The organism is Yoonia vestfoldensis SKA53 (genome assembly GCF_000152785.1).
GTDB classification, from domain to species: domain Bacteria; phylum Pseudomonadota; class Alphaproteobacteria; order Rhodobacterales; family Rhodobacteraceae; genus Yoonia; species Yoonia vestfoldensis_A.
Genome location: NZ_CH672414.1, coordinates 1636858 through 1654652, shown reverse-complemented (window position 1 = coordinate 1654652; position 17795 = coordinate 1636858). Strand labels below are relative to the sequence as shown.

Below are 17795 nucleotides of genomic sequence, written 5' to 3'. Positions count from 1 at the left end.
CGACGACGACGTGAATGTCAATGACACGAAATTTCCGCCCATCTTCAGAGCCGAAGTATCCCCGGCGGAGGCCAGAAAGTCCTGTCGCTACACCGCGCGTGCCAGCAACCCACCGGCCTGTCGCGTGATCTTGCCATCAAGCTCCAGATCGACAAGGGCGGGGCCCACGTCGGTGGCAGACACTGCAAGGTCGCGCAACAGCTGGTCTTCGGCGACGGGGGCAGGGCCAAGTCGCTGCAGGATCATCGCGTGCAGCGCTGCAATATTGCGCAGCGCAGGGCGGGCCTGCGGCGCCTGTCGCGGGACAGGTGTTGTAATAACCGGTTTGTATGCCAACGCCTCGATCACGTCATCGGCGGATCGCACCAATGTCGCGCCGTCGCGCAGCAGCATGTTGCAGCCTGCCGCGCGGGCATCGAACGGATGGCCCGGCACCGCCAGCACATCGCGCGCCTGATCCAGCGCATTGCGCGCGGTGATCAGGCTGCCTGATTTCGCCGCAGCCTCGACCACGACAACGGCTTGCGCTATTCCTGAAATGATCCTGTTGCGCGCCGGAAAATGCCGCGCCTGCGGTTGCAGCCCCATCGGCATTTCCGCGATCCGCAGCCCCTGTTTGGCAATGTCATGGGCCAGCTGGGTGTTTTCGACCGGATAGATCACATCGACGCCACCGGCCTGCACCGCCACGGTGCCACCCGCCAGCGCGCCCAGATGTGCCGCCGTGTCGATGCCACGTGCGAGGCCGGACACAACGACATAGCCCGCATCAGCCAGATCATTTGCCAGCTTGCGCGCCATGCGAGTGCCCAGCGATGACGCGTTGCGCGCGCCGACAAGGGCGATCATCGGGCGGGTCAACAATTCTGTCTGCCCCAGACACCATAAAAACGCTGGCGCATCAGGCATATCACGCAAGGCCGCAGGATAAAGTGCGTCATTGTCCCATAACAGGCGCGCGCCCGCGGCCTTTGCGGCCTGCAATTCGGCGCGAATGACACCGATCGGGCAAATCTCGTAACCCGCGACACCGGCGGCGCGGGCGACATCGGGCAACGCATGCAGCGCGTTGGTGGCCGTGCCATATTCGGCCAGCATGCGCCGATAGGTGGCGGGGCCGACGCGGCGGGATCGCAATAGGCGAAGATGGCTGATCACATCCTCTTCCGTGGTGGGGGGGTGTCGGGGGGGGATGGAAGATTTAATCGGTTGGGTCATCCCTTGCTCCGCCTATTGCTGACCAAGGGGTACGCCTTTGCAATTAATAACCCGTGAATCGTATCGCGCCCCCAGCCGATATTCTTTTAAATATCTGATTTAAATGTTTTTTTGACATGCAGCGGGCCGCATGCACTGCGGCCCTGAACATGCGCTTACCCGAATCGGCCCGCATCAGGCCGCCGCGCCACCGACGGTCAGACCGCCGATCAGCAGGCTGGGCTGGCCCACGCCCACTGGCACCCATTGACCAGCTTTGCCGCAATTGCCGATGCCGGGGTCAAGCGCCAGATCATTGCCGACCCCCCTGATCCGCTGCAAGGCGGTCGCCCCGTCGCCGATCAGCGTGGCCCCTTTCACCGGCGCGCCGATGATCCCGTTTTTCACGCGATAGGCTTCGGTGCAGGAAAACACGAACTTGCCGTTGGTGATATCGACCTGACCGCCGCCGAAACCCACCGCATAAATCCCGTCTTTCAATTCCGAAACAAGGCTTTCAGGGCTGGCGTCGCCTGCCAGCATATAGGTGTTGGTCATGCGCGGCATCGGTGTATGGGCGAAACTTTCGCGCCGTCCGTTGCCGGTGGGCGCAACCCCCATCAGGCGGGCGTTCTGGCGGTCCTGCATATAGCCGACCAACACGCCATCCTCGATCAAGACATTGCGCGCGCTGGGCGTGCCTTCGTCGTCGACGGTGATTGATCCGCGCCGGTCGGGGATCGTGCCGTCATCCAGCACGGTCACGCCCTTGGCCGCGATCTGCTGGCCCATCAGCCCGGCAAAGGCGCTGGTTCCCTTGCGGTTGAAATCACCCTCAAGCCCGTGTCCGATGGCTTCGTGCAGCAAGATACCGGGCCAGCCGGGGCCAAGCACAACATCCATGACCCCTGCAGGCGCAGGTTCAGCGTCAAGGTTCACCAACGCGATGCGCAACGCCTCGCGCAGGATCGGTTCCCAATGGTCGCGGCTGATCAGCCCGATCAGGCCGGTGCGCCCGCCGCCGCCCATGCCGCCGCTTTCGCGCTTGCCGTTCTGTTCCACGATCACACTGATATTGATGCGCGACATCGGGCGGGTATCGGTAACCAGCGTACCTTCGGGGCGCAGGATCACCACCTCTTGATGCGAAGCACCAAGGCTGGCCGACACCTGCACGACACGCGCATCAAGCGCGCGGGCAAAGGCGTCAATTTCGCGTAAAACGTCGATTTTGGCGGGAAAGCTGGCCTGCAGCATCGGATCATCATCACTGTAAAGCTTGGCGTTGGTGCCTGCTGGTGCATCCGCCATCACCCCGCCGCCATCGCCCACTGCCAGCCGCGCTGTCGAGACGGCGCGGTGCAATGCGTGCTCGTCGATCGTGGTTGCATGGGCATAGCCTGCGGTCTCGCCGCGCACGGCGCGCAGCCCGAATCCTTCGGAAGCATCAAAGCTGGCTGTCTTGATGCGCCCGTCATCCAGCGACAGCATTTCAGACTTGCGCCTTTCGATGAACAATTCGCCATCATCAGCCCCCGCCGTTGCCGCGCGCAGCAAAACAAGCGCGCGCGCCTGATCCAGATGGGTTTCGAACGGGCGAAAAGGGGTGGCGGTCATAGCAATATCCTTTGGCGGCAACATTCAGGGACAAAAGCGTCTGTTTGCCGCAACAGCAGTTCTTGAGTTGTGCGTCAGGATATGGGACATGGGCGCATCAAGACAATGGGATTCCGCCCGTAGCCCGAGCGGACTGACCGGGGATCGGGGCCGCGAGGCTTTATGAAGTTAGGGTACAACATGCGACTGAACACCTTTGCAACCTCTGTCTGGACCACGCTGGGTCTGGTTCTGGCAGGCAGCACGGCGATGGCACAACAAAACATTGGCCAGGACCTCGAAATCGTGGGCCAGCCGCTGCCCGGCGGGATGGGTTTCCAGCCATCGGCGACTGAACTGGCACGCGATGTCGTGTGGCTTGATTCCATGCTGCTGGTCATCATCACGGTGATCACCGTTTTTGTGACCGGCCTGCTGATCTATGTCATCATGCGCTACAATGCCCGCCGCAACCCGAACCCTGCAGGGTTCACACATAATTCCCCGCTCGAAGTCGCATGGACCGTGGTGCCGATCGTCATCCTTGTGTTCATCGGTGCTTTTTCGCTGCCGATCCTGTTCAAGCAACAGGAAATCCCCGAGGCGGATATCACCATCAAGGTGACGGGCTACCAGTGGTACTGGGGCTATGAATATGTAGACGAAGATGTCAGCTTTGAGAGCTTTTTGTTGAACCGCGAAGAGCTGGAACAGTTTGGCTATACGCAAGACCAATATCTGCTGGCGACTGATACAGCCGTTGTTGTGCCGGTCGGTGCCACCGTCGTGATGCAGGTGACTGCGGCCGATGTGATCCATTCCTGGACTGTCCCCGCATTTGGCGTCAAGCAAGATGGTATCCCTGGCCGTCTGGCGGAACTTTGGTTCGCTGCGGAACGTGAGGGCATCTACTTTGGCCAATGTTCGGAGCTTTGCGGTCAGGCACATGCTTATATGCCTATCACCGTCAAAGTGGTCAGCCAGGAAACATATGACGCATGGTTGGCCGACGAGAAGGGCTTGTCCTGATCGACGGGCGGGTCACCTTTCACCTGACGGATCCGCCATCAGCGTGATTGTACCGCACTTTGCAAGGACAGACTGCCAATGACTGATTTCAGCGCCAACGACCACACGACCCAAAAGGCGGGCCACGAGGCGGGCATGGGCGATTACTTTGCCCTGCTCAAGCCGCGGGTCATGTCGCTGGTCGTGTTCACGGCCCTTGTGGGGCTGCTGGTCGCGCCGGTGCCGGTGCATCCGTTCATTGGGTTCGTCGCGATCCTGTGCATCGCTGTCGGGGCAGGGGCGTCAGGGGCGCTGAACATGTGGTGGGACGCCGATATCGACGCCGTGATGAAACGCACGGTAGGCCGGCCCATCCCATCGGGGCGCGTTGCACCGGGCGAGGCGCTGGGAATTGGTGCAGCGCTGTCGGGGTTCGCCATCGTGCTGCTGGGGCTGGCGACGAATTTTCTGGCCGCCGGCTTGTTGGCCTTCACGATCTTTTTCTATCTGGTTGTCTATTCGATGTGGCTGAAACGCGCGACGCCGCAGAACATCGTCATCGGTGGCGCAGCGGGTGCTTTCCCGCCGATGATCGGATGGGCGGTTGCCACGGGTGGGGTGAGCATCGAATCGCTTTTGATGTTCGCGCTGATCTTCATGTGGACGCCGCCGCATTTCTGGGCGCTCGCGCTGTTTGTGAAATCTGACTATGGCCGTGCCGGTGTGCCAATGCTGACTGAAACCCATGGGCGCGATGTGACACGGCGGCATGTGCTTGTTTACACGCTGTTGCTGGTGCCGGTGGCGCTGGGCCTGGGGCTGACGTCGATTGGTGGGCCGTTCTACATGGCGGTCGCCGTGGTGATGAATGTTTGGTTCCTGAAAGGCGCTTATGACATCTGGCAGCGCGACGATGCCGCCTGCGAGGCCGACAAACACGCAGTCGAGATCAAGGTTTTCAAAGTCTCTCTTTACTATCTGTTCGCGCATTTTGGCGCATTGTTGGTCGAGGCTGCGTTGCGGCTTTACGGTTTAGGAGGCTGGTCATGGTAATCCGCGTCGAACACGAACTGCATACGCGCCGCAAAGGGCGCAATGCCGGTGTCGGTCTGCTGCTGGTGGGCTTTATCGCCATCGTTTTTGGATTGACTGTGGTCAAGGTTTTGCAGCTGGACAATATCCGTCAGTTTGAAACCTTTGACCACGCGCCGCGTCCGCAACTGGTGCCTGAGACGGAGGTTGGCCAGTGACTTTGTTCCCGCGCCTGAAAGGTATTCACCGCAGCGCCGCGCAGGCCACGGCGCTTGTCGTCGTCATGGGGGCGCTGGCATGGGCATCGGTGCCGTTTTATGATTGGTTCTGCCGTGTCACCGGCTTTGGCGGGACAACAAGCGTTGCCGCAGGCGACAGCGATATTATTCTGGACGAAACGATCAAGGTGCGCTTTGACGGCTCGCTTGCCCGCGACATGCCCTGGACCTTCAAGCCGGTGCAGCGCGAAGTCGAATTGCGCATCGGCGAAACCGCATTGGTGTTCTACGAGGCGCATAACCCGTTGGACGTTCCTATTGCAGGGCAGGCATCCTATAACGTGACGCCTTATGAGGCGGGTGGATTTTTCGACAAGATCGAGTGTTTCTGCTTTACCCAGCAGGTGCTGGCGCCGGGTGAAACGGTGCTGATGCCGGTGTCGTTCTTCGTGCATCCCGACATCGTCGATGACCGCGAAGGTCAATATGTGCATACGATCACGCTGAGCTATACCTTTTTCGAGATCGACCTGCCGTCCGATTACATGCAGGCTTCGGCCGACGCGACAGCTTTGACACCGGCGTCGCAAGACGCCATAGAGACTTACTGAAGATAGCCGATAGGGAACGCACCAGATGGCGCATACGAAAAACCACGATTACCATATTCTGCCACCTTCGATCTGGCCTTTCATTGGGGGGCTAGGGGCCTTCGTGATGTTGTTTGGCTCTGTTCTGTGGATGCATGAATCGGGTCCATGGGTCTTCCTGATGGGTCTGATTGCCGTGCTTTACGTCATGTTTGCATGGTGGTCCGACGTGGTTGCCGAAAGCCAAGCAGGCGATCACACCCCCGTGGTGCGGATCGGTCTGCGCTATGGCTTTATCATGTTCATCATGTCCGAGGTGATGTTCTTTGCGGCCTGGTTCTGGTCGTTCTTCAAGCATCAGATGTATCCGATGGAAACCTACATGGGCACCGAATACATCAAGCCGGAAATCTATGCGATTGATCCATTTGGGCTGCCGCTGATCAACACATTGCTTTTGCTGATCTCTGGCTGTGCTGCGACCTGGGCGCATCACGCGCTGGTCCATGAAAATAACCGCAAGGATCTGAAACTGGGTCTGGTACTGTCGATTATCTTCGGGGCGATCTTTACGGCATTCCAAGCCTATGAATACTGGATCCTCGTGACGCAGGACGGCTACACCTTTGGTGGCGAGATTCATTATGCGAACTTCTTCATGGCGACAGGTTTTCATGGCGCACATGTTGTCATTGGGGCGATCTTCTTGCTGATTTGCCTGTTGCGGGCTGAACGGGGCCATTTCACACCGGAAAAGCATGTCGGTTTCGAAGCTGCGATCTGGTACTGGCACTTTGTCGATGTGGTCTGGCTGTTTCTGTTCGCGGCCATCTATATCTGGGGCGCGTAAGCCAGGGTTCACCCCGACCCACCCCAAACAATCAAGCGCGCGGCATCCCCGCGCGTTTTTTCCATCAAAGGCGTGATATGCTGCGCAAGATCATCTTTCCCGTGCTGCTCGGTGTGGCTGGCTGTGGCGTACTGCTCTGGCTGGGGCTGTGGCAAATCGACAGGCTGGCGTGGAAACAAGACATCCTTGCCAATATCAACGCGCGACTGGACGCCGATCCTCAACATTTCACCCCTGATGTGACCGAGGCTGCGGATGAATACACCCGCGTGACCCTGTCGGGCACCCCCACGGGCGAGGAGCTGCATGTGCTGGTGTCCGGCACTGCGGCAGGGACCGGCTACCGGGTCATTTCACGGTTCGCGACGGATGACGGTCTGACGATTCTGTTGGATCAGGGGCTGTTGCCTCTGGAGGCCAAGGCCGCCGCGCCATTGCTGGCACCGATGCAGGTCACCGGCACCCTGGTGTGGCCCGATGACCAGACCAGCAGCACGCCGGACCCCGACCTGCCCGCAAATATCTGGTTCGCCCGTAATGTAGATACGATGGCCGCAGCAATGGACAGCCTGCCGGTGATGGTCGTCGCCACCGCGACCACCCCCGCCGACCCGCGCCTGACGGCGCTGCCTGTCGCAACCGCCGATATCAAGAACGACCACTTTGCTTATGCCGTCACATGGTTCTTGCTGGCCATCGTCTGGGCCGTTATGTCCCTTTTCCTGATCCTCCGCACTCTTCGGCCAAAGGACGCCTGATCATGCGCTATATCTCGACCCGTGGCACGGCGCCCGTGCTGACCTTTGAACAGGCAATGCTGACAGGTCTGGCGCGTGACGGCGGGCTTTATGTGCCCGAGGACATCCCGACCCTGTCGCATGCCCAGATCGCGGCAATGGCGGGCAAATCTTACGAAGACGTCGCTTTCGACGTGATGCGACCCTTTATCGGCGACACCTTTACCGATGCACAGTTCCGCGATCTGATCAGCCGCGCCTATGCCGGTTTCGGTCATGCCGCCCGCGCGCCTTTGGTGCAGGTGGACAGCAATCATTACCTGCTGGAATTGTTCCACGGGCCGACGCTGGCGTTCAAGGATTTCGCGATGCAGCTGATCGGCCAGATGTTTCAGGCCGCGCTGTCCCGTTCGGGCGACCGTGTGACGATCGTGGGCGCAACGTCCGGCGACACCGGATCGGCGGCGATCGAGGCGTTTCGCGGGCTCAAGGCGGTTGATGTCTTTATCCTTTACCCCCATGGCCGCGTATCCGAAGTGCAGCGCCGCCAGATGACCACACCCACCGAGGCGAATGTCCATGCACTGGCTGTGGCGGGCGATTTCGACGATTGTCAGGCGCTGGTCAAAGATATGTTCAATGATTTCGCTTTCCGCGATGATGTGCGTTTGGCGGGGGTCAATTCGATCAACTGGGGCCGCGTGCTGGCGCAGGTGGTGTATTATTTCACCGCCGCTGTCAGCCTTGGCGCGCCGCACCGCCCTGTCAGTTTCACTGTACCGACCGGCAATTTTGGTGACATTTTCGCAGGTTTCATCGCCAAACAGATGGGTCTGCCGATTGCCGATCTGGTGGTGGCGACCAACCGTAACGATATTTTGCACCGGACCCTTCTGACAGGGGCCTACACCAAGCAAGGTGTGACGCCGACAATCAGCCCGTCGATGGATATTCAGGTCAGTTCCAACTTTGAACGCGCGCTGTTCTATGCTTATGGGCAAGACGGGGCAGCGGTTGCCAGCCAGATGGAAGATCTGAAATCCGGCGGTTTCAAAATCTCGCAAGGGGCCTATGACATGCTGACGGCTGCGTTCAAATCGGGCCGCGCGTCAGAAGAAGACACCAGCACCACGATCAAAACCTACCTTGCGCAGCATGGCGAACTGTTGTGCCCGCATACGGCCGTGGGCGCGCATGTGGCGCAGGCGCATCTGGGCAGCGTCCCGATGGTGACCCTTGCCACCGCCCATCCCGCCAAATTCCCCGACGCGGTCAAGGCGGCATCAGGCATATCGGCCCCGCTACCCGCGCGGATGGCGGACTTGTACGACCGCCCCGAACGGGTCACACCTGTCGCAGCAGATTTGGCGGCGCTGCAAGCCGTCATCAAGGAACGGATCATATCTTGACCATCCAGCAACACACCCTGTCCAACGGATTGCGCATCGTCACCGAACAGATGCCCGGCCTGAAATCCACCAGCATCGGTATCTGGGTGCTGGCGGGCGGGCGGCACGAACGGATCGAACAGAACGGTATCGCGCATTTTCTGGAACATATGGCCTTCAAAGGCACCAAATCGCGCACTGCCCTGCAGATCGCTGAACAGATCGAGGATGTGGGCGGCTATATCAACGCCTATACCAGCCGCGAGATGACAGCCTATTACGCCCGCGTGCTGGAAGATGACGTGGCCCTCGGCCTTGATATCATCGCCGATATCCTGTTGAACCCGCTGTTCGAAGATGCGGAAATCGAGGTTGAACGCGGCGTGATCCTGCAGGAAATCGGTCAGACGCTGGATACCCCCGACGACATCATCTTTGACTGGTTGCAGGAAGAAGCCTATCCTGACCAACCCCTTGGCCGGTCCATTCTGGGTGAGGCCGCGCGCGTCAGCACCTTTGCCAAGGGCGATCTGGACCGCTTCGTTGCAGAACATTATGGGCCGAACCAGATGATTTTGGCCGCCGCCGGTGCCGTTGATCACGACGCGATCGTCCGGCAGGCAGAGGCTCTTTTCGGCCATCTACCACGGGTCGAGCGTGCGGCGGGCCTGTTGCAGCCTGCAAAATTCATCGGCGGCGAACGGCGCGCGACCAAGGCGCTGGAACAGGTGCACTTCGCGCTTGCCCTCGAAGGGCCGACCTATCGCGACCCCGCGATCTATACTGCGCAGATCTATGCGACCGCCTTGGGCGGCGGCATGTCCTCGCGGCTGTTTCAGGAAATCCGCGAAAACCGTGGGCTATGCTACACGATCTTTGCGCAGGCCGGCGCCTATGAGGACACCGGCATGACCACGATCTATGCCGGCACGAGCGCCGAGCAGATCGCCGAACTCGCACATCTGACGATTGACGAAATGAAGCGCGCCGCCGACGACATGTCTGACGCCGAGGTGGCCCGCGCCCGCGCGCAGATGAAGGCCGGAATGCTGATGGGTCTTGAAAGCCCCTCGAACCGTGCCGAACGGCTGGCGCGTTTGTTGTCGATCTGGGACCGGATTCCGGGGATCGAGGAAACCATCGCCCATATCGATGATGTGACCACCGGCGACGTGAAAACCTTTGCCGCACAAATGGCGGGGCAGGTTGGCACAGCTTTGGCGCTTTACGGCCCGGCCGATCAGGCCCCGACGTTGGATGCGCTGAAAGCACGGCTTGCCGCGTAATGCTGGGCATCAAGCGCAAGGTTAGGATCGAAACCGAACGACTGACCCTGCGCGCGCCCATGCACACGGATTTCCGCCCCTGGGCCGCCCTGCGGCAGGCTAGCGCGGATTTCCTCACCCCGTGGGAGCCAAGCTGGGCCTCTGACCATCTGTCGCGCAGGGGGTTCACCAATCGTGTCTATTGGGCGCAACGGTCTATCGCCCAAGGCTCGGCCTTGCCCCTGTTCCTGTTCCGCCGGTCCGATGATGCGCTTTTAGGGGCAATTACATTGGACCATATCAAACGTGGCCCTGCGCAATCGGGGATCACCGGCTATTGGATCGGCGCGCCTTTCGCGCGGCAAGGCTATATGCGCGAGGCGGTGCAGGCTGTCGTCCACCACGCCTTCACCGTGCTGGACCTCAGCCGGATCGAGGCCGGATGCCTGCCGGAAAACACCCCGTCCCGAAGGCTGCTCGAACAATGCGGCTATAAATACGAAGGTGTCGCGCAAAGCTATTTGCAGATCAACGGACGCTGGCGCAACCATGTGCTATACGCCAACCTGCGCCACGACAGGCGCGGCAAGACGGATGTGGGTTAGATGCTGAATGCGGTGACACCGGAATTTGAAGACCTTTTGCGCGGGCTTCTGGATGCCGCCGCCTTCCGTCCGGACAGCGCTGCCTATTTCAACGAACCACGCGGGCGCTGGCAGGGGCACGGGCTGGTCGTGGCGCCCGCCGATACCGCCGCTGTCGCCGCTGTGGTCGCGGCCTGTGCGCAGGCGCGCGTGGCGATTGTGCCCTATAGCGGCGGCACCGGCCTTGTCGGCGGGCAGGTCATGCCAGATGGTCCGGCGCCGGTGGTTTTGTCGCTGGAGAGGCTCAACAAGATACGCGCGGTCTATCCCTCCGAAAACGTGCTGGTCTGCGAGGCGGGTGTGATCCTTGCCCATGTGCAACAGGCCGCCGAAGACCTGGACCGGCTGTTCCCGCTTTCGCTCGCCTCCGAAGGATCGGCACGGATCGGCGGTTTGCTGGCTACCAATGCAGGCGGGGTTAACGTGCTGCGCTACGGCAATGCGCGCGCGCTGTGTCTGGGCCTTGAGGTCGTGCGCCCCGATGGTACGATCTGGCACGGGCTGACGCGGCTGCGCAAGGACAACACCGGCTATGACCTGCGCAACCTGATGATCGGGGCCGAAGGAACGCTGGGGATCATCACCGCCGCTGCCCTGCGGCTGGTGCCGCGCCCCGTGCATCTGGGTGCAGCATTGTTGGCGGTGCCATCGCCGCAGGCGGCGCTTGACCTGCTCGCGCTGGCAGGCGCACAGATCGGCGATGGTCTGTCGGCATTCGAGCTGATGCACCGGCAAGGGTTCGACTTTCTGGCCGAAGTGGGGCCGGACGTGCGCCAGCCACTCGACGCAATCCCCGAATGGAGCGTGCTGATCGATCTTGGTCTGCCCGCCAGTGGCGATCCTGATGCCGCACTTGAACGGCTGTTCACGGATGCGTTTGACGCGGGGCTTGTCCTTGACGGGGTGATCGCGCAATCGGCGGCCCAGCGGCAGGCGCTGTGGGCCATCCGCGAGAATATTCCCGAGGCGAACCGCCGGATCGGGTCTATTGTCTCGCATGACATCGCCCTGCCGCTGAGCGCGGTGCCGGCATTCATTGCGCAGGCGTCGGCCGCCGTGCAAGCCCTGAGCGATATGCGTATCAACTGTTTTGGCCATCTGGGCGACGGCAACCTGCATTACAATGTCTTTCCGGCCAAGGGTCGGATGCGCATGGACTACGACGCCTTACGTCCCGCCATACAACAGACGATTCATGATCTGGTGGCTGCGCTGGACGGATCGGTCAGTGCTGAACACGGAATCGGACGGGCCAAGGTGGATGATCTACAGCTTTACGGTGATGCAGCAAAACTTGCGATGCTGCGCGCGATCAAAGACGCGCTCGACCCCCAGGGCATCATGAACCCCGGCGTGATCCTGCCCCAAGGATAGGTCCGGTGGGGCCGCGCCTCTGGCAGGAGTATTTTGGGGAAATAAGAAGTACGAAAGATGCGCCCGACCCCGTTGCCCGCTACAGGCCGACCTTTCTGGGGTCCGGGATCAGGCGACTTCTCATTTCACGGTCATCGGCTCTCCAGCCTGTACCGTGGAACCGTCATACCGCATCTTCCTTAACAACTTCTTTTTTCCACAAATACTCCCCGCGCGGAGCGCATTAAAGTCCTTCGAAGGCGCACAGGCTATGCACCTGCATCCCGAGGTTCTGCAACCTGCGCGCGCCACCCAATTCAGGCAGGTCGATGACGAAGGCACAGCCGGTGACCTGCGCACCCAGTCGTTCGATCAGGCGGATACCGGCCTCGGCGGTGCCACCGGTCGCAAGCAGGTCATCGACCAGCAACACCTTTTCACCCGGTTGCAGCGCATCGTCGTGCAGTTCCATCACCGCCTCGCCGTATTCGAGCTGATAGGCCTGTTCCACCGTCTTCCCGGGCAATTTGCCTTTCTTGCGGATCGGCACGAAGCCGACCGACATCTGATGCGCGATCGCACCGCCAAGGATGAAACCACGCGCTTCTAGCCCCACGACCTTGTCGATGGGTGTGCCTGCATAGGGGTGCAGCAATTGGTCAATCGCCATGCGAAAGCCGCGCGCGTCGCCGAACAGCGTGGTTACATCGCGGAACATGATCCCCTCATGCGGGAAATCGGGAATGGTGCGGATATAGTCGCGGACGGTTTTCATCTGGTTTCTTTCGCAAAGACACGGGTGGTGATCGCATCGAGCCGCGCCAGAAGGGCGGGGTCACGTTTGTCGGGGGCGGTCATGATCGCATGATCAAGCGCGCGGTCGCAGCCATGCGGGCAGGGAGAACGGTCTGCGCCCAGCAAGGCAGGCAGCCGCGCGATCAGGTCATGCGCCTTGCTGCCGTTGCCTTTCAAGGTTGCGATGATCGCGGTGATGTCGACAGCCCCATGGTCGGGGTGCCAGCTGTCATAATCGGTGATCATCGCCACCGAGGCATAGCAGATTTCCGCCTCGCGGGCGAGTTTCGCCTCTGGCATATTGGTCATGCCGATCACGTCGCAGCCCCAGCTGCGGTAGAGCTTGCTTTCCGCGACCGACGAAAACTGCGGTCCTTCCATCGCCAGATACGTGCCGCCGCGATGCACGGTGATCCCTGCAGCCTGTGCCGCCGTGGCGCAAGCGGTTGAGACGCGCGGGCAGGTCGGATGCGCTAGGCTGACATGCGCCACGCAGCCGGTGCCGAAAAACGATTTTTCGCGCGCGAAGGTTCGGTCGATAAACTGGTCCACGATCACAAAATCGCCCGGCGCCATCTCTTCGCGGAACGACCCGCAGGCGCTGATGCTGATAATGTCGGTCACCCCCAGCCTTTTGAGCGCGTCGATATTCGCGCGGTATGGTACTGTCGTGGGTGAATGCACATGGCCGCGCCCGTGGCGGGGAAGAAAGGCCATCTTCACACCTTCCATCTGCCCTGTCAGCACCGCGTCCGAAGGCGCGCCCCACGGGCTGTCGACGCTGACCCATGATGGGTCTTGCAATCCGTCCATGTCGTAAATGCCTGACCCGCCGATAATGCCCAGGATGGTCTGTGTCATGCTTTCTCTCCCGGGCGGGTCAGGCTGAACACATCGCGCACGGCTGTGTAATCGCGATAGCCCAGCCGCGACAGCGGGTGGAAAGTTGTCACATCGAACAGACCGTCGACAAGGCAATTGTCGCGGATGTGCACGCCAATCACCTCGCCAAAGACCGCGAAATTGGCGGCACCGGGCAGGGTGACGATCTGGGTAAGCTTGCATTCCAGCGTGGCGGGTGCATTGGCGACCCGCGCGCAGGCAATCGTTTCACATTCAGCCTTGGTGATGCCGGCCAGTGCGAATTCATCCGTGGCGCGGTCCCACGGCCCTGATGTCTGGTTCATCGCGTCGCGCATCGCGTATTCCACGATATTGACAGCGAATACCCCCGTTTCGCGGATATTGGCCGCGCTGTCCTTTGTGCCGTCACGGTCGGGTTTGGCGCTGGTCGAGGCGAACATCACCTGTGGCGGTTCATAGGCGACGGCGTTGAAAAACGAATAGGGGGCAAGGTTGTCCTGCCCGTCCGCCCCGCGCGTCGCGATCCAGCCGATGGGCCGCGGCGAGACGATGGCGTTGAAAGGGTTATGCGGCAGATTATGGCCGTCTTTCGGGGCGTAAAACATGGTCAAGACCTTTTCCTGCGATCCGCCAAGGGGTAGCGTGACCGCACAGCCTTGGCCAGATGAAAGACGCATGCAGATTCCATCCATCACATTGGCCATCGAGACTGGTGCAGATTATTGGGAGGCCGAGGCGCTCTATGATCTGTGTTTTTCGCCGGGCCGCAGCGCGCTGTCGTCCTATCGTCTGCGCGAGGATGTGTCGCCTATCGCCGATCTGTGCTGGACCGCGCGTGATCCGGACGCTGTGCTGGCAGGGGTGATCCGCTGCTGGCCCTGTTATGTCGGCGAGACGCCGGTCGTCCTGCTGGGGCCTGTGGCCGTGCATCCGACGCGGCAAGGCGAAGGGATCGCGGGGCGGCTGATCTACCGTGTTACGCAAGTGGCGCGCAAAGCGGGCTGGTCGCGCATCCTGCTGGTGGGGGACCTGCCCTATTACAGTCGGTTCGGGTTTCAGCAACTGACCGGTGTCATCATGCCGCCGCCCACCAATCCGGAACGGGTGTTGGGGCTGTCGCTGGCTTCTGACAGCTGGGCTGGCATCCATGGGCCGGTGCGCAAGGCCGATGATTGCATTTTGCCACGCTGACCCCATCTGTTGGGCATGACAGACAAGACCGTGATCCCATCTGCCAGTCCCTTGCTAGTGCCACCTGCGCTGGATGATAGCACGCGCGCGCGGATCGCGGCCTTGGCACTGCGCCAGCGCAAGGCCAATGGCGTTTTGATGAAAGCGATCAATTTCGTCGGCGGTCAGGTCGAGGATGGGCTGAAAATGCTGCCCAAACCCCTGCGCGACCAGTTGAACGAGGTGACGCGCAATGCCCTGCGCCGCAGTTACGATATCGCCGCACAGTCGCGCAGTGGCGTAGGCCAGCGCTTTGGGTCGGATCAGAGCCACCGGATCATCGGCACTTTGTCAGGTGCGATTGGCGGCTTTGGCGGTTTGCCCACGGCGCTTGCGGAATTGCCGATCGCCACCACGCTGATCTTTCGCGCGGTGCTGCATGTCGCCACCGAATATGGGGAGGACCCCGCGTCGGATGAAACCCGCATGGAATGTCTGGCCGTGTTCGGATCAGGCGGGCCGGGCAGCGCCGATGACGGGGTCGATACCGCCTTTATCGGTGCGCGGCTTAGCCTGTCGGGTGCCGCTGTGAATACGCTGATCAGCCGTGTCGCGCCGAAATTCGCGGCTGTGCTGTCACAAAAGCTGGCGGCGCAGACCGTGCCAGTGCTGGGCGCCGTGGCAGGCGCGGGAACAAATTACGCCTTTGTGGATTATTATGTCGCCCTTGCGCATGTGCATTTTGGCCTGCGCCAATTGGTACGCGAACATGGCGATGTGGCGGTGCTGGATGAATTCCACCGCCAGCTTGCCGCACCGCGCCTGCCTCAGACCTGATAGACCAGCCAGTCGGACACGGCGCGCCGCACCGATTGATCGCCATTTGCAATGGCCGTATCCATCACGGCCCTGACCTCGTTCAGATCGACGCGGCGCAACAGATGCTTAACCGGCCCGACCGAGGCGGGGCGCATCGACAATGTGCGCAGGCCAAGGGCGGCGAAACACAGGGCTTCGACCGGACGGCCGGCATCTTCGCCGCAGAACGACAGCGGGGTTCCCGCTGCATCGCAGCGTTTGATCACATGTTCCAGAAACGACAGGAAACTCACGTCGAGCGTGTCGTATCGCCGCCGTACCAGTTCGTTTTCGCGGTCGGCGGCAAAGAAAAATTGTTTGAGATCATTGCCACCGATGCTGATGAAATCGGCCTCTTGGAAAAACACGTCGGGTGCAAAGGCGAGCGATGGTGTTTCCAGCATCGCGCCCACCTCGATCTTGGCCGGAACGGGATGGCCCAGTCGGACTTCGCGGTCGAGCGCCTTGTCCATCTCGGCCTTGGCGGCGCGGAATTCGGTCAGCTGCGTGATGAAGGGGAACATCACCGTCAAAGGTCGCCCCGCCGCCCCGCGCAATAAAGCCTGCAACTGCATCCGCAGCACGCCGGGTTTGTCCAGCCCCACACGGATCGCGCGCCAGCCCATCGCAGGGTTGGGTTCATCGTTCGCCTTCATGTAGGGCAGCACCTTGTCCGACCCGATGTCGAGCGTGCGAAACGCCACCCGCCGCCCGCCCGCCGCGTTCAGCACGCGGTCGTAAAGCGCCGATAATTCGCCACGTTGCGGCATCTGGTTGCGGATCAGGAACTGCAATTCGGTACGGAACAGCCCCACACCTTCAGCGCCCGACCCCGCCAGCGATGGCAAATCCGCGATCAGCCCCGCGTTCATTTGCAAGGACATGCGCGTGCCGCATTTCGTTTCCGCTGGCAGATCGCGGATCGAGGCATAGCGTTCCTGCGCGCGCGCCTGCATTTCGATCTTGTCGCGGAACGCCGCCTGGACTGTGTCGTCAGGCCGCAGATGCGCGATCCCCTGATCGCCATCGACAAGGATGATGTCGCCGTTGAGCGCCTCGCGCGTGACACCCTTGGCATTGATGACCAGCGGAATGGCCCAGGCGCGTGCAACGATGGTGGCATGGCTGCCGACGCTGCCTTCTTCCAGCACGATGCCGCGCAGTTTCTTGCCGTATTCCAGCAATTCACCCGGCCCGATATTGCGCGCCACAAGGATCGGATCGTCGGGCATGTCGCTGCGGTCTTCGCCTTGGCCGGTCAGGATGCGCAGCAGGCGGTTGGACAGATCGTCCAGATCATGCAGCCGTTCGCGCAGATATGGATCGGGCGAGCGTGACAGCCGCGCGCGCGCCAGGGATTGTTCCTTTTCGACGGCGGCCTCTGCGGACAGCCCGCTTTGCACATCGTCCTGCATCCGGCGAATCCAGCTGCTGGAATTGGCGAACATCCGGTACGCTTCGAGAACCTGCACCTGTTCGGGATCGACCGACCGCGCGCCAACCATCATGTTGTCGACGGATTTGCGCAGGGTCTCGACCGCCTCGATCAGGCGGGTCTTTTCCTTTTCGGGGTCGTCTGAAATCGGGTTGGTGACGACAACGCGCGGTTCGTGCAAATAGACGCGGCCCGCGCTGGTGCCTTCCTGCGCGATCGACCCGCGCAACAATACCGGTTTCTGGTGCAGCGCCGACAAGGCCGCGCCTTCGCCGACGAAAGCGCCCAGTTCGGTCATCTCGGCGATGACCATGGCCACGATTTCAAGGGCATAAACCTCGTCGGGGGTCATCACCCGTTCGGTTTTCGTCTGCACCACCAGCACGCCCAACACATCGCCCAACCGCTGGATCGGGACGCCACAAAACGACGAGTACCGTTCCTCGCCGGTTTCCGGCATGTAGCGGAACCCCTTTTCGGCGGGGGCATTGGCGATATTGACGATATTGCCGGTTTTGGCGGTGCGCCCGACCAGACCTTCGCCAAGGCGCATCCGTGTCTGGTGGACCGATTCTTGTTCAAGCCCCTGGGTGGCGCAAAGCTCCAGCGTGTCGGCATCGCGAAACAGGTAGATCGAACAGACCTCGGCCTGCATGGACGAGGCGATCAGGTCCACGACACGGTTCAGCCGTGCCTGGCCTTCGCTGTCGCTGGCCAAAGCCTCGCGCAGGCGGCCCAGCAGCTTGCGGCTCTCGCTTTCCAACCGTTCCGGCATGGGTCCCCCGATATCAGCGG

The 17795-nt window shown here is 61.2% G+C and carries 18 protein-coding genes; 12 read left to right on the top strand and 6 right to left on the bottom strand.

The window, feature by feature from the left end; genetic code table 11:
- Nucleotides 1-87: 87 nt before the first annotated feature.
- On the bottom strand, nt 88-1218 hold the full coding sequence (gene dprA, locus SKA53_RS08135; RefSeq protein ID WP_207327932.1) for a DNA-processing protein DprA: 1131 nt from the start codon (nt 1216-1218) through the stop codon (nt 88-90).
- Between the two features lie 174 nt (nt 1219-1392).
- Nucleotides 1393-2814: a metalloprotease TldD gene (gene tldD, locus SKA53_RS08130; RefSeq protein WP_007205637.1), complete on the bottom strand. Its 1422-nt coding sequence runs from the start codon at nt 2812-2814 to the stop codon at nt 1393-1395.
- Between the two features lie 180 nt (nt 2815-2994).
- On the opposite strand from tldD, the gene coxB reads away from it, so the two are divergent.
- The 10 genes from coxB to SKA53_RS08080 all read left to right on the top strand — a co-directional run bounded on the left by coxB (nt 2995) and on the right by SKA53_RS08080 (nt 11899).
- Nucleotides 2995-3822: a cytochrome c oxidase subunit II gene (gene coxB / locus SKA53_RS08125; protein ID WP_007205636.1), complete on the top strand. Its 828-nt coding sequence runs from the start codon at nt 2995-2997 to the stop codon at nt 3820-3822.
- A 78-nt stretch (nt 3823-3900) separates the two neighbouring features.
- Complete coding sequence (cyoE, locus tag SKA53_RS08120) at nt 3901-4854, top strand: heme o synthase (protein WP_007205635.1); 954 nt, start codon at nt 3901-3903, stop codon at nt 4852-4854.
- The gene (locus SKA53_RS08115) at nt 4848-5051 is read left to right on the top strand and encodes a hypothetical protein (protein ID WP_007205634.1); all 204 of its coding nucleotides are present in this window, start codon (nt 4848-4850) and stop codon (nt 5049-5051) included. The genes cyoE and SKA53_RS08115 overlap by 7 nt, the downstream gene beginning before the upstream one ends.
- Nucleotides 5048-5662 (top strand): cytochrome c oxidase assembly protein, encoded by a 615-nt coding sequence (locus SKA53_RS08110; protein ID WP_007205633.1) that lies wholly within the window; start codon nt 5048-5050, stop codon nt 5660-5662. Before SKA53_RS08115 ends, SKA53_RS08110 begins: the two co-directional genes overlap by 4 nt.
- Nucleotides 5663-5687: 25 nt before the next feature.
- On the top strand, nt 5688-6491 hold the full coding sequence (locus SKA53_RS08105; protein ID WP_007205632.1) for a cytochrome c oxidase subunit 3: 804 nt from the start codon (nt 5688-5690) through the stop codon (nt 6489-6491).
- 77 nt (nt 6492-6568) lie between these two features.
- Entirely contained in the window at nt 6569-7249 is a 681-nt protein-coding gene (locus SKA53_RS08100; protein ID WP_007205631.1) for an SURF1 family protein, read from the top strand.
- Nucleotides 7250-7251: 2 nt separating this feature from the next.
- The gene (gene thrC / locus SKA53_RS08095; protein ID WP_007205630.1) at nt 7252-8637 is read left to right on the top strand and encodes a threonine synthase; all 1386 of its coding nucleotides are present in this window, start codon (nt 7252-7254) and stop codon (nt 8635-8637) included.
- Nucleotides 8634-9902: a M16 family metallopeptidase gene (locus SKA53_RS08090; protein ID WP_007205629.1), complete on the top strand. Its 1269-nt coding sequence runs from the start codon at nt 8634-8636 to the stop codon at nt 9900-9902. The genes thrC and SKA53_RS08090 overlap by 4 nt, the downstream gene beginning before the upstream one ends.
- Nucleotides 9902-10486 (top strand): GNAT family N-acetyltransferase, encoded by a 585-nt coding sequence (locus SKA53_RS08085; RefSeq protein WP_007205628.1) that lies wholly within the window; start codon nt 9902-9904, stop codon nt 10484-10486. Before SKA53_RS08090 ends, SKA53_RS08085 begins: the two co-directional genes overlap by 1 nt.
- Nucleotides 10487-11899, top strand: coding sequence for an FAD-binding oxidoreductase (locus SKA53_RS08080; RefSeq protein ID WP_007205627.1), 1413 nt, complete (start codon nt 10487-10489; stop codon nt 11897-11899).
- A 223-nt stretch (nt 11900-12122) separates the two neighbouring features.
- On the opposite strand, the gene SKA53_RS08075 is transcribed toward SKA53_RS08080, so the two are convergent.
- Genes SKA53_RS08075 through SKA53_RS08065 form a run of 3 tightly spaced genes read right to left on the bottom strand, consistent with a single transcriptional unit; the run spans nt 12123 to nt 14142 of the window.
- Entirely contained in the window at nt 12123-12653 is a 531-nt protein-coding gene (locus SKA53_RS08075) for an adenine phosphoribosyltransferase (protein ID WP_007205626.1), read from the bottom strand.
- Nucleotides 12650-13534, bottom strand: coding sequence for an S-methyl-5'-thioadenosine phosphorylase (locus SKA53_RS08070; RefSeq protein WP_007205625.1), 885 nt, complete (start codon nt 13532-13534; stop codon nt 12650-12652). Before SKA53_RS08070 ends, SKA53_RS08075 begins: the two co-directional genes overlap by 4 nt.
- Nucleotides 13531-14142: a flavin reductase family protein gene (locus SKA53_RS08065; protein WP_040483219.1), complete on the bottom strand. Its 612-nt coding sequence runs from the start codon at nt 14140-14142 to the stop codon at nt 13531-13533. The genes SKA53_RS08070 and SKA53_RS08065 overlap by 4 nt, the downstream gene beginning before the upstream one ends.
- Nucleotides 14143-14212: 70 nt before the next feature.
- Here SKA53_RS08065 and SKA53_RS08060 point away from each other — a divergent pair, with 70 nt between their 5' ends.
- Together SKA53_RS08060 and SKA53_RS08055 are read left to right on the top strand one after the other, a co-directional pair.
- The gene (locus SKA53_RS08060) at nt 14213-14728 is read left to right on the top strand and encodes a GNAT family N-acetyltransferase (protein WP_007205623.1); all 516 of its coding nucleotides are present in this window, start codon (nt 14213-14215) and stop codon (nt 14726-14728) included.
- Between the two features lie 15 nt (nt 14729-14743).
- Entirely contained in the window at nt 14744-15544 is an 801-nt protein-coding gene (locus SKA53_RS08055; RefSeq protein ID WP_007205622.1) for an EcsC family protein, read from the top strand.
- Here SKA53_RS08055 and ptsP read toward each other — a convergent pair.
- Complete coding sequence (ptsP, locus tag SKA53_RS08050; protein WP_007205621.1) at nt 15535-17775, bottom strand: phosphoenolpyruvate--protein phosphotransferase; 2241 nt, start codon at nt 17773-17775, stop codon at nt 15535-15537. The two genes, SKA53_RS08055 and ptsP, sit on opposite strands and share 10 nt — an antisense overlap.
- Nucleotides 17776-17795: the final 20 nt, after the last annotated feature.